We start from the raw sequence: 15320 nt of genomic DNA, 5'->3' as shown, positions 1-15320 counted from the left end.
GCAAAGGGAGGAAGAGAATGAGCAAATCCGGCACTATCCGCGTCGGTATCGGCGGCTGGACATTCGAGCCTTGGCGCAATCATTTCTTCCCCTCCGACCTGAAGCAGAAGGACGAGCTCAATTATGCCAGCCGCCAGCTGAAGGTCATCGAGGTCAACGGCACCTATTACAGCTCGCAGAAGCCTGAGACCTTCGCAAAATGGGGCGCGGATGTGCCCGATGGTTTCATCTTCTCGCTGAAGGCCAGCCGCTTCGTTACCAACCGCAAGGTTTTGGGCGAGGCCGGCGAATCCATGCAGCGGTTCCTGACACAGGGACTGACGGAGCTCGGCGACCGTCTCGGGCCGATCCTCTGGCAGTTCGCGCCGACCAAGAAGTTCGAGCCCGACGATTTCGAAGCGTTCCTGAAGCTGCTGCCCGACAAGCAGGATGGCCTGCCCTTGCGCCATGTCGTCGAGGTCCGCCACGACAGTTTCAAGGCGCCGGATTTCGTGGCGCTGCTGGCGAAATATGGCGTGGCGCCCGTTGTCGCCGAACATTTCGATTATCCGATGATCGCAGACGTCACTGCGGATTTCGTCTATGCGCGGCTGCAGAAGGGTTCGGACGAGATCCGGACCTGCTATCCGCCCAAGGACTTGAAGGCCTGGGCAAAGCGGCTGGAGACCTGGGCCGAAGGCAAGGTGCCCGACGATCTGCCTCTCATCGACGCGGATCGCAAGGTGAAGGCCGAGCCACGCGACGTCTTCGCCTTCATGATCCATGAGGGCAAGGTGAATGCCCCCTTCGGCGCCATCGCGCTGCAGGAAGAGGTCGGCAAGTAATCAGCCGGCCGGCGGTCAGAACGGCAGGACGTGGGCGGCGAGATCTTCCGCCGTCAGCCCCTTGCCGGCGCGCTGTCCGGCGAGGCTGTGCAGGTAGACGCCGATCGCCGCCGCCTCGAAGGCCGGAAGGCCCTGCGCCAGATAGGCGCCGATGATGCCGGCAAGCACGTCGCCGGACCCTGCCGTTGCCAGCCAGACCGGCGCGTTGGTGTTGATCAGCGCGCGTCCATCCGGCGCCGCAATAACGGTATCGGCACCCTTGAAGACGATCGCCGCGTTGGCGCGCTTCGCGGCCATCTGTGCCTTGGCGGTCTTGCCGAGCCCGGTATCGGCGGCGATATCGGGGAAGAGACGGGCGAATTCGCCGTCATGCGGCGTCAGGACCAGACGCGGTTCGCCACCGGAGAACAGGTCGAACAGGCGCTTCGGCTCCTGGCGGAACGAAGTGATGCCGTCAGCATCGAGCACCAGGCGGCGGTCGCTCAGTGTCGCGGCATAGTCCCTCGCCTGCTCGCCGATCCCGAAGCCCGGACCGAGCACGAAAGTGTGCAGGCGGTCGTCCTCCAGCCATTCTTCCAGCTGTTCCGTGTCGCCGATCTCGCGCAACATGACCGCCGTCAGATGCGCGCTGTTTTCCGCAAGCGCTTCCGCCGACGCTGCGATCGTCACCAGACCTGCACCGGCCTTCAGGCCCGATATCGCCGACATCCGCGCCGCGCCGGTCTTTCCCGCCGAACCGGAGAAGACGACGAGATGGCCGCGCTTGTATTTGTGGGTCTCCAGCCGCGCCGACGGCGTCAGATGCGCCCATTGGGCCGGGGTGTTTTCGGCGACCTCCGAACCGGCATGCGCGCGGACGATCCGGGCGGGAATGCCGATATCGATGACATCGAGTGCCCCGCAAAGCTCCCTGCCCGGCATCAAGAGATGGCCCGGCTTGCGGGTCATGAAAGTGATCGTCTGCGTGGCTGAAAAGGCCGCGCCGAGCACCTCGCCCGTCGCACCGTCGATGCCGGATGGCAGATCGACGGCGATCACGGGCAAATCCACCCAACGCACGGCCGAGATGACGTCCTCGACCTCGCCGGGCACATCGCGGCTCAGCCCGGCGCCGAACAACGCATCGATGACGACGTCGCCGTCTTTTGGCCGGTACTCTTCGAGCGGTTCGACATCGCCACTCCATTCCGTATAGGCCCGCCCGGCGTCGCCCTTCAGCCGTTCGGGATCGCCGAGCTGGAAGAGAGCGACCGCTGCGCCGCTCTCGGCCAGGAAGCGGGCTGCCACATAGCCGTCACCGCCATTGTTGCCGGGTCCGCAGAGGACGGCGAAGCGAAGTGCGCCGGGATAAAGCCGCATCGCGGCCGCAGCCACAGCCGCGCCTGCGCTGCTCATCAGCGCAAAGCTGTCGATGCCGCTTTCGGCCGCCGCCTTGTCGACAGCCGCCATTTCGGCGGGCGTCAGAAGCAATTCACTCAATCGATCGGTCATGACCTCATTGAAGTCAAAAAACGCCTAAAAAACAACCGGTTTCGGGCGACGGAGACACGATCATTATTTGTGCAATTGCCTATTTTTAATCCATCGACATTCAGCGAACCGAAACTCACTTCCACAGAAAAATCTGCGATTTCCGTGGTATTTTCGATTTTTTCCGATCGAAATTGTCATCTTCTTACGAAAAATCGCAGCTAAACAGGAGCCTTGGCGCGGTTTTGGGTGCATTTGCCGCATTTTTTCGATCTGGCCCGTTGCGAACTGGCATGATACCTGCATCATGTTTCGCGAGCGGCATACGCACGCTTTAACGGGAGAAGCGGAGAGTCATTTTCTCATGAAAAAGATCGAAGCGATCATTAAGCCTTTCAAGCTCGACGAAGTGAAGGAAGCCCTTCAGGAAGTCGGCCTGCAGGGCATTACGGTTACGGAAGCAAAGGGCTTCGGTCGCCAGAAGGGCCACACGGAGCTTTACCGTGGCGCCGAATATGTTGTCGATTTCCTGCCGAAGGTGAAGGTCGAAGTGGTTCTCGCCGACGAGAACGCCGAAGCCGTCATCGACGCGATCCGCAAGGCCGCCCAGACCGGCCGCATCGGCGATGGCAAGATTTTCGTGTCGAATGTCGAGGAAGTCATCCGCATTCGTACTGGCGAAACCGGTATCGACGCTATTTAAGCAGGCCTTGCCCCCAAGAGGCAAAGCCAAGTCGTCATAGCAAATCAAAGGGAGTGTTTCATGGCGAGTGCAAGCGAAATTCTGAAGCAGATCAAGGAGAACGACGTCAAGTTCGTGGATCTGCGCTTCACCGACCCCAAGGGCAAGCTGCAGCACGTGACGATGGACGTCGTCTGCGTGGACGAAGACATGTTTGCCGACGGCGTCATGTTCGACGGTTCCTCGATCGGCGGCTGGAAGGCCATCAACGAGTCCGACATGGTTCTCATGCCGGATACCGACACGGTTCACATGGACCCGTTCTTCGCGCAGTCGACGATGGTCATCATCTGCGACATTCTCGATCCGGTCTCGGGCGAAGCCTATAACCGCGACCCGCGCGGCACCGCCAAGAAGGCCGAAGCCTATCTGAAGGCATCCGGTATCGGCGACACCGTATTCGTCGGCCCGGAAGCCGAATTCTTCGTCTTCGACGACGTCAAGTACAAGGCCGACCCGTACAACACCGGCTTCAAGCTCGACTCGACCGAACTGCCGGCGAACGACGACACCGAATATGAAACCGGCAACCTCGGCCACCGTCCGCGCGTCAAGGGCGGCTACTTCCCGGTTCCGCCGATCGACAGCGCCCAGGACATGCGTTCCGAGATGCTGACGGTTCTCAGCGAAATGGGCGTCGTCGTCGAAAAGCACCACCACGAAGTGGCTGCCGCCCAGCACGAGCTCGGCATCAAGTTCGACACGCTGGTTCGCAACGCCGACAAGATGCAGATCTACAAGTATGTCGTGCACCAGGTCGCTAATGCCTATGGCAAGACGGCAACCTTCATGCCGAAGCCGATCTTCGGCGACAACGGCTCGGGCATGCACGTCCACCTGTCGATATGGAAGGGCGGCAAGCCGGGCTTCGCAGGCGACGAATATGCAGGCCTTTCCGAATCCTGCCTCTACTTCATCGGCGGCATCATCAAGCATGCCAAGGCGCTGAACGCCTTCACCAACCCGTCGACGAACTCCTACAAGCGTCTCGTCCCGGGTTATGAAGCGCCGGTTCTGCTGGCCTACTCGGCCCGCAACCGCTCCGCTTCCTGCCGCATTCCGTTCGGCAGCAACCCGAAGGCAAAGCGCGTCGAAGTCCGCTTCCCGGATCCGATGGCGAACCCCTACCTCGCCTTCGCAGCGATGCTGATGGCCGGCCTCGACGGCATCAAGAACAAGATCCATCCGGGCAAGGCCATGGACAAGGATCTGTACGACCTGCCGCCGAAGGAACTGAAGAAGATCCCGACGGTCTGCGGCTCGCTGCGTGAAGCGCTTGAGAGCCTCGACAAGGATCGCAAGTTCCTGACCGCCGGCGGCGTTTTCGACGACGACCAGATCGACTCGTTCATCGAGCTGAAGATGGCCGAAGTGATGCGCTTCGAAATGACGCCGCATCCTGTCGAATACGACATGTACTACTCGGCATAAGCGAATACCGAAAAGCCCTGGCGAAAGCCGGGGCTTTTCTCGATGTCACTGAGGCTGATGGCGACATGACACTCATGTGACGAAATCCTGCACAAATCTTGATTTGAGCAGGCCCAATCACCAAATCTGGTGATGAAAGGAAGTCGTACCATGAAAGAAAGAGTTGCAAAGTTCGGTATCGGTGAAGTGGTCCGGCACAAGGTATTTCCGTTTCGCGGCGTGATCTTCGACGTCGATCCGGAATTCGCGAATACGGAGGAGTGGTGGAACTCCATTCCCGCCGAAGTTCGCCCCAGCAAGGACCAGCCGTTCTATCATCTGCTCGCCGAAAATGACGAGAACGAATACGTCGCCTACGTCTCGGAGCAGAACCTGGTGAATGACGAAAGCGGCATTCCGCTTCGCAATGAGCAGGTCTACCAGATCTTCGACATGGCGCCGACCGGCCAGTTCAAGCCCAAGATGAGCCTGGCCAACTAAGCGCATCAAGTACCAATCTAAGGAAACCCCGCTCCGGCGGGGTTTTTCTTTGTCTGCGGCAACAAAAAACCCGGCGCGAAGGCCGGGTTTTTTTCAATGCGATATGGTCAGACGCTTACTGAGCGGTCTTGGCAGCGTTCTGGGCGTCTTCGAGCTTCTTGCGAGCTTCTTCAGCCTTCTTCTGCATGCTGTCCTGCAGGCTCTTCTGGCTTTCGGCAAGCTTCGATTCGGAAACTGCTTCGCCATCATAAGCGCCGGTGAATCCTTCGAGCGAGATCTTGATCGGGTTCGGAGCGCGGCGGAAGTTGATCGAGGTGAAGATCACGTCGCTGCCCTTCTTGAGGCTGGCGATCATCGCGTCGGTCAGCGGCAGTTCAGCCGTGCACTTGTCGGGCAGGCAGACTGCGTAGTCGAGCTTCTGGCCCTTGTTGTTGTCGATCTGCATCATGATGCCGGGCGGGATCAGGCGGGCGGTCGGGACCGAGACCTGGAGGATCTTGCGGTTGACCTTGCCGGAAACGCTGATGAGGCCGACAGCCGTGACCAGCTGGCCGCCATTGGCGAGGATCAGGTTCTGAACGACGCAGATGTCGTTGTCTTCCTGCTTGCTGCAGGTCTTGTACCAGCCGAGCCGCGGTGCGCCGGCAGCCTGCTGCGGGGCATTGGCGGCGTCCTGAGCGAAGGAGGACACCGGTGCCGAGGCGGCGCCGAAGGCAACTGCGAGAACGGACAGGGCTGCCCGCATTTTCTTTTCAGACTTGAAGATCATAACGGATTCCGTCTCCTGATACCCATTCGGGACCGCGACCTGCAGCCCTCTCCAACCGGGTCATTCGGCACTCCACCTCATAAAACAATGAGGCAAATGCATGACCCCGAACTTCGGGAACACCTGTTACATTGAGGCGCTCCAGATATCCAGTATTTCTTTGGCAATTTCTGGATGCTCGTAAAGATTTGAGGGCGTGAATGTTCGATTTTTCGCGCTCCGTGATAGTCTTCGCGCGAATCGAGCCCTGCCGGAAAGGAAATTCAGAGATGCTCCGGATCGCCCTGCCCGCCGTCTTCGCCCTCATCTGCACCGCCGCTGCCGCCGAGCCGCTTCACGGCATTGCAATGCATGGCCAGCCGGCGCTGCCCGCTGATTACAAGAGCTTCCCTTACGTCAATCCGGATGTGAAGAAGGGCGGCCATATCACCTATGGCGTGGTCGGCACCTTCGATAATCTCAATCCGTTCATCCTGAAGAGCATGCGCACGACGGCGCGCGGCATGTGGGACCCTGATTACGGCAATCTCGTCTACGAATCGCTGCTGCAGCGCTCGCGCGACGAGCCCTTCACGCTCTATGGCCTGCTCGCCGAAAGCGTCGAGTGGGACGATAACCGGACCTTCATCCAGTTCAACCTCAATCCGAAGGCGAAATGGGCGGACGGCCAGCCGGTGACGGCCGAAGACGTGATGTTCACCTTCGAACTGCTGCGCGACAAGGGCCGAATTCCCTTCGCCTCGCGCCTCAGCCTGGTCTCGAAGATGGAGAAGGTCGGCGAGCGAAGTGTGCGCTTCACCTTCAACGACAAGGCCGATCGCGAAACGCCGATGGTCTTCGGGCTGATGCCTGTCCTGCCGAAGCACCTGATCGATCCGGAAACCTTCGACCGCAGCTCGCTGACACCCCCCGTCGGTTCTGGGCCGTACAAGATCAAGACGGTGAAGCCCGGCGAGAGCATCACCTTCGAGCGCGACCCGAATTACTGGGGCAAGGATATCCCCTCCAAGGTCGGGATGGACAACTACGACCGGATCACCGTTCAGTATTTCCTGCAGGACACGACGCTGTTCGAAGCCTTCAAGAAGGGCGATGTCGACGTCTATCCGGATGGAAGCCCCGGTCATTGGGCGACCGCCTATAATTTCCCGGCGGTCAGTTCCGGCGCCGTCATCAAGGACACGTTCCAGCCGCAGCTGCCGAGCGGCATGTTCGGCTTCGTCTTCAATACCCGCCGGCCGATGTTCCAGAACGTCAAGCTGCGCGAGGGGCTGTCGCTGGTCTTCGATTTCGAATGGGCGAACAAGAACCTGTTCTCGGGTGCGTACAAGCGCACGGAAAGCTTCTGGCAGAACTCCGAGCTCTCAAGCTTCGGCGTCCCGGCTGACGCGCATGAGCTTGCAATGCTTGGACCGCTGAAGGACAAGATCGATCCTGAAATCCTCGACGGCACCTACAAGCTGCCGGTTACCGACGGCTCAGGCCGTGACCGCAAGGTGCTGAAGCAGGCCGTCGATGTTCTCAAGGAAGCCGGTTATTCGATCAAGAACGGCAAGATGACCGATGCCAAGGGCAAGGCGCTCGCCTTCGAGATCATGACGCAGAACGCCGACCAGGAAAAGCTGGCGATTGCCTATCAGCGCTCGCTGCAGACGCTCGGCATTACCACTTCGATCCGCACGGTCGATGATTCGCAGTATCAGAGCCGGACCAACAGCTTCGACTATGACGTCATCGTCAAATCCTATGTTTCGTCGCTCTCGCCCGGAAACGAACAGCTTTCCTATTGGGCCTCGGCGAGCCGCGACCGCGAGGGCAGCTCGAATTTCGCAGGCGTTGCCGATCCCGATGTCGATACGGCGATCAACCATCTGCTGACGGCCCGCTCCGACGAGGACTTTACCGCGGCCGTGCGCTCTCACGACCGGCTGCTCCTGTCAGGCCACTATGTGCTGCCGCTCTATCATATCGACCAGCAATGGATCGCCCGAAGCAAGCGCATCGGTCATCCGGACAAGGTTCCGCTCTACGGATACCAGCTGCCGGCCTGGTGGGACCAAAGCGCCCAGTAGGCGGTTCCTTTTTCCTGCCTGGTTGAAGTCGGCGGCATGAACGCATAGATGGCGTGAAGCACCGAAGCCAGAAAAGGAAAACACCATGGAACGCATTACCATCGACGTCGTCTCGGATGTCGTCTGCCCGTGGTGCTACCTCGGCAAGGCGCGGCTGGAGCTCGCCATTGCCGAAGTGCAGGACGAGGTTGGTGTCGATATCAACTGGCGCCCCTACCGGCTGAACCCCGATTACCCGCCTGAAGGCGTCGACCAGAAGAAGAGCCTGGAAGAAAAGCTCGGCGGCGCCGAGCGCGTGGCGCAGGCCCACCAGATGCTCACCGATTTTGGCAAGGAAGTCGGCATCAACTTCAATTTCGAGGCGATCAAGATCGGCCCGAATACGCTCGATGCCCACCGGCTGATCCACTGGGCGATGATCGAGGATCGCGACAAGGCCGACAAGGTCGTCAACGGCCTGTTCAAGGCGAATTTCGAAGAAGGCCGTAATGTCGGCGATCACGCTGTCCTGCTGGATGTCGCCGAGAAGGCCGGCCTCGACCGCGCCGTGACCGCTTCGCTGCTTTCGTCGGATGCCGACAAGGTTCTCGTCGTCGAGGAAATCGAATCGGCGCGGAAGATGGGCGTCAACGGCGTGCCGTTCTTCATCTTCGACCAGCAATATGCCGTCAGCGGCGCACAGACGCCCGACATTCTGGCCGGCGCGCTGCGCGATATCGCCAAGGCGAAGGCCGAAGCCCGCGCCGGGATGAACTAGCCCTTCGCCAGCTCCGCCAATTGCGTCATGATGACGGCTGCGCCCTGCAGCCGCTTTTCCGGCGTGGGCAGATCTCGGGTCAGGAACAGGCTGTGATCCGGGCGGATCTTTGCCATCGCGCCCTGCTTGCCGATATAGCCGACGAGATTTGCCGGGTTCGGGAATTCCTTGTTCCGGAACTGCACGACGATCCCCTTCGGGCCGGCGTCCAGCTTCTCGACATTGGCGATGCGGCAGAGCGATTTCACATAGACGATCTTCAGCAGATGCTGAACCTCGATCGGCATCGGGCCGAAGCGGTCGATCATCTCGGCGCCGAAGCCGTCGATCTCCTTGAGTTCGGTGATCTCGCCGAGGCGGCGGTAGAGCGCCATGCGCAGGTGCAGGTCCGGGACGTAATTGTCCGGGATCATCACCGGCGTGCCGACGGAAATCTGCGGCGACCAGCCGGTATCGGCGATCTCGTCGACGCCCTTCACTTCGGCGACGGCTTCTTCGAGCATCTGCTGATAGAGCTCGAAGCCGACTTCCTTGATATGGCCGGACTGCTCCTCGCCGAGAAGATTGCCGGCGCCTCGGATGTCGAGGTCGTGGCTGGCGAGCTGGAAGCCGGCGCCCAGCGTATCCAGCGACTGCAGCACCTTCAGGCGCCGCTCGGCAGTTGCCGTCAGCACCTTGTTGACCGGCAGCGTGAAGAGCGCGAAGGCGCGCACCTTCGACCGGCCGACGCGGCCGCGCAGCTGGTAGAGCTGGGCGAGGCCGAACATATCGGCGCGGTGGACGATCAGCGTATTGGCGGTCGGCACGTCGAGACCGGATTCGACGATGGTCGTCGACAGCAGCACATCGTAGCGGCCTTCATAGAAGGCGTTCATGATGTCTTCGAGCTCGCCTGCCGGCATCTGGCCGTGGGCGACCGCGACCTTCAGCTCCGGGACGTCGGACTGCAGGAAGGCGTGAACGTCTTCGAGATCGGCAAGACGCGGGCAGACGTAGAAGCTCTGGCCACCGCGGTAATGCTCGCGCATCAGCGTCTCGCGGATGACGAGGCTGTCGAAGGGCGAGATAAAGGTGCGCACCGCCATGCGGTCGACGGGCGGCGTGGTGATCAGCGACAGCTCGCGCACGCCGGTCATCGCCAGCTGCAGCGTGCGCGGGATCGGCGTTGCGGAGAGCGTCAGGACGTGGACGTCGCTCTTCAGCTCCTTCAGGCGTTCCTTGTGCTTGACGCCGAAATGCTGCTCTTCGTCGATGATCAGCAGGCCGAGATTGGCGAAATTGATGCCCGCGCCGAGCAGCGCATGCGTGCCGACAACGATGTCGGTCTTGCCGTCGGCGACTTCCTTCTTGGTCAGCGCCAGATCCTTGGAGCCGACGAGACGCGAGGCCTGCTGGACGCGAACCGGCAGGCCGCGGAAACGTTCGGAGAAGGTCTTGAAATGCTGGCGCGACAAGAGCGTCGTCGGGACGACCACGGCAACCTGGACACCGTTCATGGCGGCGACGAAGGCGGCGCGCAGCGCCACCTCGGTCTTGCCGAAGCCGACGTCGCCACAGACGAGGCGATCCATCGGACGGCCGGCGGCAAGATCGCCGCGGACTGCCTCAATGGCTGTGTCCTGATCCTCGGTTTCGTCATAGGGGAAACGCGCGGCGAATTCGTCGTAGAGGCCTTCAGGCGTTGTCAGTACCGGCGCGTGGCGCGTCAGGCGCTCGGCGGCGATGCGGATCAGCGCATCGGCCATGTCGAGCAGGCGCTTCTTGAGCTTGGCCTTGCGCATCTGCCAGGCGCCGCCGCCCAGCTTGTCGAGCATCGCCTCGGTGCCCTCGCCGCCATAGCGCGAGAGCAGATCGATGTTTTCGACCGGCAGGAAGAGCTTGGCCTCGTCGGCATATTGCAGCTCGAGGCAGGCATGCGGGGCGCCCGCGGCCTCGATGGTCCGCAGGCCGATGAAACGGCCGATACCGTGTTCGGCGTGAACGACGATCGAGCCCTCGTCGAGGCCTGCCACTTCCGAGATGAAGTCAGCGGCGCGCTTCCGCCGCTTCGAGCGGCGCACCATGCGGTCGCCGAGGATATCCTGCTCGCCGATGACGATGAGGTCGCCGGTTTCGAAACCGGATTCGAGGCTGAAGACGGCCGATGCCGCCTCGCCCTTTGCGAGCGACACGACGTCCTTCAGAGCCTCGATCGGCTTAACGCGCTCGAGGCCGTGTTCGTTCAAGACCTGCAGCAGGCGGTCGAGCGAGCCTTCGGTCCAAGCGGTGATCAGCACCTTGGCGCCGCCTGCCCGCTTGTCGGCGATGAACTTGACGACGGCGTCGAAGACGTTGACGCGCTCGGCATTGCCGCCACCTTCGGCATTCGACCGCGCCCAGCGCTCGCCCTGGCGGGCGTCGATATTGACGACGCGGCGCGCCTCGCCCTCATGCTCGTTGAACGGCGTCATGCGGATGGCGTTGAGGGCATCCAGCGTGCCGGCGAAACTCTTGCTGTCGAGATAGAGCTGGCCTGGGGTGACCGGCTTATAAGGCGTGCCCTGCGCCATCTGGCCCTTGCTGGGCTGGCCGGAGCTCAGGCGCGCGTCATAATAATCGAGGACCAGCTTGGAGCGCTCCTCGGCGGCTTCGCGGACCGTGTGATCGGTGACCAGCTGGAAGCCCTTGAGATAGTCGAAGACCGTTTCCAGCCGCTCGTAGAAGAGCGGCAGCCAGTGTTCCATGCCGGCATAGCGGCGGCCTTCGGAAACGGCGAGATAGAGCGCATCGTCGCGGGTCGCCGCGCCGAAGGCCGAGAGATAGTTCTTGCGGAAGCGGCTGATCGTATCCGGCGTCAGCGTCACTTCGCTCATCGGGTTCAGATCGAGCGAACGGACCTGCCCCGTGGTGCGCTGGCTGGCCGGATCGAAGCTGCGGATGCTTTCCAGCGTATCGCCGAAGAAATCGAGGCGCACCGGCTCTTCCGAGCCCGGCACGAAGACATCGAGAATGCCGCCGCGCACCGCATATTCGCCGACTTCGCGCACCGTCGCGACGCGGTCGAAGCCGTTGCGCTCCAGGCGCCCGGCAATGTCGTCCATGCGCACCTGATTGCCGGGACGGGCGGAGAAGGCCAGGCTTTCGATGACCTCCTGCGGCGCCACCTTCTGCAGCATAGCATTGACCGTCACCAGAACGATCGCCGCATGCGGCTTCTTCTGGTGGGCGATCAGGCCGCTCAGCGCTGCCAGACGGCGTGCCGAGGTATCCGCGCTCGGCGAGACGCGGTCATAGGGCAGACAGTCCCAGGCGGGCAGCGTCAGGACCGGGATTTCGGGAGCGACGAAAGCAAGCATCTGCTCCAGATCGGCCATTCGCTGACCGTCGGAGAGAATATAGGCGACCGGCTTTCCGGCGCGCGCCAGTTCGGCGAGCAGCAGCGGCTCCATGCCCGCGGGCACGTTGCCGATCGTCAGCGGCTCGGAAGCGGCTGCGAGCTTCTTTGCATCAAATCCTGAAATCATTCCGGTTTCCTGGGAAGATCATCGGCCGGATAGGGAAAGTCTGGCCTGAAAGACACGATCCGTTCGAACATCGGCGTCTGAAAACGCTCCGGCACCGGCCATGTTCCCATCACCCAGCGCAGAAGATCGTTGTCCTCTTCGTTCATGATGGTTTCGAGCTCGTCAAGTTCGGCGTCTGAAAGAGTCGGAAGCTCGGATTCGGCAAACTGCCCGAAAACCAGATCCATCTCGCGCAGGCCTCGGTGCCAGCAACGGAACAAGATCCGGCGGCGGCGCGGGTCCAGCCCGGCACTCGAGAGCGTTACACCTGTCATGGCAATACCTTCCTGTTGATGCGCCTCTATAGACCCTGGAAAGCGGCTTGTCAGCCTTGCCAAGGCCCCATTCTTCATCGCATTTTGCGGCCATGCGCCCGACCATTCTCGATCCGCTGTTTTCCCCCGTTTCGGCTCTCGCAGGCGTCGGCCCGAAGATCGCCGAGTTGCTCGTCAAGCTGCTCGACCGCGAGACGCCCGATGACACCCGCATCATCGACCTCCTCTTTCACGCGCCTCATTCGTTAGTGGACCGCCGCAACCAGCCGGGGATCGCGCGGGCGCCGCAGGGCGCGATCGTGACGATCACCGCACGCGTCGACCGGCATCAGGCGCCGCCGCGCGGCAAGAGCAACATTCCCTACCGCGTCTTCCTGCATGATGAGACCGGTGAGCTCAGCCTCGTGTTCTTCCGCGGCCAGGCGGCCTGGCTGGAAAAGCAGCTGCCGCTCGACGAGGAAGTCACCGTCAGTGGCAAGGTCGACTGGTTCAACGGCCGTGCGACGATGGTGCATCCCGACTACATCGTGAAGGCCAGCGAGGCGGAGAACCTGCCGCTGGTGGAGCCGATCTATCCGTTGACGGCCGGCCTCTCGCCGAAGACGCTGCGCAAGATCATCGATGCGGCACTGCCGCGGATGCCCGAGCTGCCTGAATGGATCGACTTCCCGGTGGTACAGAAGCAAGGCCTGCCGTCGATCCGCGACAGCTTCCTGATGCTGCACGAGCCGCGCGAACCTGAAGATATCGATCCGCAGACGCCGGCCCGCCGCCGCCTTGCCTATGATGAGTTTCTGGCCGGTCAGCTGTCGCTCAGCCTTGTGCGTCAGAGGCTGCGCAAGGTCGCTGGTCAGCCCGTACATGCTACTGGAGAAATCAGCTCCAAAATATTGCAATCCCTTCCCTTTTCGCCAACCAACAGCCAGACGGAAGCGATCCGCGAGTCGCTTGCCGACATGGCGGGCGAAGATCGGATGCTACGGCTCCTGCAGGGCGATGTCGGCTCCGGCAAGACGCTGGTGGCGCTGATGACGATGGCTGCGGTCATCGAGAGCGGCGGCCAGGCGGTGCTGATGGCGCCGACCGAAATTCTGGCGCGCCAGCACTATGCGACGATCTCGAAATTCGCCGCATCCGCCGGTCTCGGCATCGAAGTGCTGACCGGGCGGACCAAGGGCCGGGAGCGCGAGGATATCCTCGAACGCATCGCCTCGGGCCAGGCACAGATCATCACCGGCACGCACGCCCTCTTTCAGGACAGCGTCAGCTACAAGAACCTGATGCTCGCGGTCGTCGACGAGCAGCATCGCTTCGGCGTTCACCAGCGCCTGCGGCTGACGGCGAAGGGCATCTCGCCGCATATGCTGGTCATGACCGCGACACCGATCCCACGCACGCTGGTTCTCGCCGCTTTCGGCGACATGGACGTCTCCAAGCTCACCGAGAAGCCCGCAGGGCGCAAGCCGATCCAGACGATCACCATCCCGAACGAGCGCACCGGCGAGATCGTCCAGCGGCTGAAGGGTGCGCTTGCCGAAGGCAAGAAGGCCTATTGGATCTGCCCGCTCGTCGAAGAGTCCGAAGAGAGCGACCTGATGTCGGCGGAGGAGCGTCATGCGACGCTGACCTCCGCGCTCGGGCCCGGCATAGGCCTTATCCACGGCCGCATGAGCGGACCGGAGAAGGATGCCGTCATGCTGGCTTTCAAGAGCGGCGAAATCCGGCTGCTGGTGGCGACGACCGTCGTCGAAGTCGGTGTCGACGTACCGGACGCGACGATCATGGTGATCGAGCATGCGGAGCGTTTCGGCCTGGCGCAGCTCCATCAGCTTCGCGGCCGCGTCGGCCGTGGCGACGAGGCCTCGACCTGCATCCTGCTCTACAAGGGACCGCTCGGTGAGACCGGCCATGCGCGGCTTTCGATCATGCGTGAAACCGAAGACGGTTTCCGTATTGCGGAAGAGGACCTGAAGCTGCGCGGCGAAGGCGAGCTTCTGGGCACCCGGCAGTCGGGCACGCCCGGGTTCAGGATTGCCAGCCTTGAGGATCATGCCGATCTCCTGGAGATCGCCCGCAAGGATGCCGCCTATCTGATCGAGCGCGATCCGGAACTGACAAGCGAGCGTGGAGAGGCAGTGCGCACCCTGCTCTATCTATTCCGGCGCGATGAGGCGATCCGCTTTCTTCATGCGGGCTGAGACCTTGGGCTTCAGCGCCGCAGGCTCGGCGCCCGGTACGACCGGCAGATATTCCGGAGTGACAAGGCCGCCCGAAACCAGAAGCTTGGCGCCGTCTTCCGCCGTCATGTCGAGCACGACGATCTTCTCGCGCGGCACGAAGATCAGGAAGCCCGCCGTCGGCACCGGCGTCGGCGGCAGGAAGACGCTGACCATGTCCTTGCCCATCGCATTGAACTTCGAGGCGATCTCGCCCTTGGCGTCGGTGGCGATGAAGACCAGCGACCAGAGGCCGGCGCTTGGATACTCGATCAGACCGACCTTCTTGAAGGAATCGCTACGCTCCTTGAGCACCGTCTCGAAGATCTGCTTCAGGCTCTTGTAGATGCTGCGCACCAGCGGAACCCTGCGCACCAGCGACTCGCTGAACTGCACTATCGTCTGACCGATAAGGTTCTTGCCGAGGAAGCCAATGATGGTGATGAAGATCATCGCGATCAGCAGGCCGGAGCCGGGAACGGCGAAATTCAGGTAGCTGTCGGGATCATAGCGCGCCGGGATATAGGGCTTCACCCAGCTGTCCGCCCAGCGAACGACCGACCATGTCAGCCATAGCGTAATGGCGATCGGGGCGCAGATGATGAGGCCCGCAAGGAAGTTGTTTCTGATGCGCGTGGCAATCGGTAGGCGGGGAAGCTTGTTGGTCATCGCTCGCGATGAACTCCCTTGAGTCTATCAGCCTTCGTGATCAGGCGCTCCCCCGTACCTTCGTAACGAAGCT

Annotated in this window: 12 protein-coding genes; 7 read left to right on the top strand and 5 right to left on the bottom strand. The window is 61.8% G+C overall.

Features of this window, described 5'->3' with window-relative positions; translation table 11 throughout:
* The first annotated feature begins 17 nt into the window (after window positions 1-17).
* Window positions 18-824: a DUF72 domain-containing protein gene (locus tag ABIE40_RS09350; protein WP_112711877.1), complete on the top strand. Its 807-nt coding sequence runs from the start codon at window positions 18-20 to the stop codon at window positions 822-824.
* 15 nt (window positions 825-839) lie between these two features.
* Here the strand turns inward: ABIE40_RS09350 and ABIE40_RS09345 are convergent, their stop codons facing one another.
* Window positions 840-2315, bottom strand: a complete 1476-nt coding sequence (locus ABIE40_RS09345) for an NAD(P)H-hydrate dehydratase (protein WP_199629290.1) — start codon at window positions 2313-2315, stop codon at window positions 840-842.
* Window positions 2316-2658: 343 nt separating this feature from the next.
* Between ABIE40_RS09345 and ABIE40_RS09340 the strand changes: the two genes are divergently transcribed.
* The 3 genes from ABIE40_RS09340 (at window position 2659) to hspQ (ending at window position 4947) form a co-directional block, all read left to right on the top strand.
* On the top strand, window positions 2659-2997 hold the full coding sequence (locus tag ABIE40_RS09340) for a P-II family nitrogen regulator (RefSeq protein WP_003539626.1): 339 nt from the start codon (window positions 2659-2661) through the stop codon (window positions 2995-2997).
* A gap of 60 nt (window positions 2998-3057) precedes the next feature.
* A complete protein-coding gene (gene glnA / locus ABIE40_RS09335; RefSeq protein WP_199629291.1) occupies window positions 3058-4467 on the top strand; it encodes a type I glutamate--ammonia ligase in 1410 nt (469 codons plus the stop codon).
* Between the two features lie 150 nt (window positions 4468-4617).
* Window positions 4618-4947 carry a heat shock protein HspQ gene (gene hspQ, locus ABIE40_RS09330; RefSeq protein ID WP_112711871.1) on the top strand — a complete coding sequence of 110 codons (330 nt, stop codon included), beginning with the start codon at window positions 4618-4620 and terminating at the stop codon, window positions 4945-4947.
* A gap of 115 nt (window positions 4948-5062) precedes the next feature.
* Here the strand turns inward: hspQ and ABIE40_RS09325 are convergent, their stop codons facing one another.
* Window positions 5063-5716: an invasion associated locus B family protein gene (locus ABIE40_RS09325; protein ID WP_112711869.1), complete on the bottom strand. Its 654-nt coding sequence runs from the start codon at window positions 5714-5716 to the stop codon at window positions 5063-5065.
* A 269-nt stretch (window positions 5717-5985) separates the two neighbouring features.
* On the opposite strand from ABIE40_RS09325, the gene ABIE40_RS09320 reads away from it, so the two are divergent.
* Window positions 5986-7788 (top strand): extracellular solute-binding protein, encoded by a 1803-nt coding sequence (locus ABIE40_RS09320; RefSeq protein WP_199629292.1) that lies wholly within the window; start codon window positions 5986-5988, stop codon window positions 7786-7788.
* An 85-nt stretch (window positions 7789-7873) separates the two neighbouring features.
* Window positions 7874-8545: a DsbA family oxidoreductase gene (locus ABIE40_RS09315; RefSeq protein WP_199629293.1), complete on the top strand. Its 672-nt coding sequence runs from the start codon at window positions 7874-7876 to the stop codon at window positions 8543-8545.
* On the opposite strand, the gene mfd is transcribed toward ABIE40_RS09315, so the two are convergent.
* Both mfd and ABIE40_RS09305 read right to left on the bottom strand, forming a co-directional pair.
* Window positions 8542-12048 (bottom strand): transcription-repair coupling factor, encoded by a 3507-nt coding sequence (mfd, locus tag ABIE40_RS09310; RefSeq protein WP_199629294.1) that lies wholly within the window; start codon window positions 12046-12048, stop codon window positions 8542-8544. The two genes, ABIE40_RS09315 and mfd, sit on opposite strands and share 4 nt — an antisense overlap.
* The gene (locus ABIE40_RS09305; RefSeq protein WP_112711863.1) at window positions 12045-12362 is read right to left on the bottom strand and encodes an FAD assembly factor SdhE; all 318 of its coding nucleotides are present in this window, start codon (window positions 12360-12362) and stop codon (window positions 12045-12047) included. Before ABIE40_RS09305 ends, mfd begins: the two co-directional genes overlap by 4 nt.
* A 92-nt stretch (window positions 12363-12454) precedes the next feature.
* Between ABIE40_RS09305 and recG the strand changes: the two genes are divergently transcribed.
* Window positions 12455-14560 (top strand): ATP-dependent DNA helicase RecG, encoded by a 2106-nt coding sequence (gene recG / locus ABIE40_RS09300; protein WP_199629295.1) that lies wholly within the window; start codon window positions 12455-12457, stop codon window positions 14558-14560.
* Here recG and ABIE40_RS09295 read toward each other — a convergent pair.
* Complete coding sequence (locus ABIE40_RS09295) at window positions 14516-15247, bottom strand: DUF502 domain-containing protein (RefSeq protein ID WP_112711859.1); 732 nt, start codon at window positions 15245-15247, stop codon at window positions 14516-14518. The two genes, recG and ABIE40_RS09295, sit on opposite strands and share 45 nt — an antisense overlap.
* Window positions 15248-15320 lie beyond the last annotated feature (73 nt).

The organism is Rhizobium sp. OAE497 (genome assembly GCF_040546565.1).
GTDB lineage: Bacteria > Pseudomonadota > Alphaproteobacteria > Rhizobiales > Rhizobiaceae > Rhizobium.
This window is presented reverse-complemented; position numbering and strand designations above follow the sequence as displayed.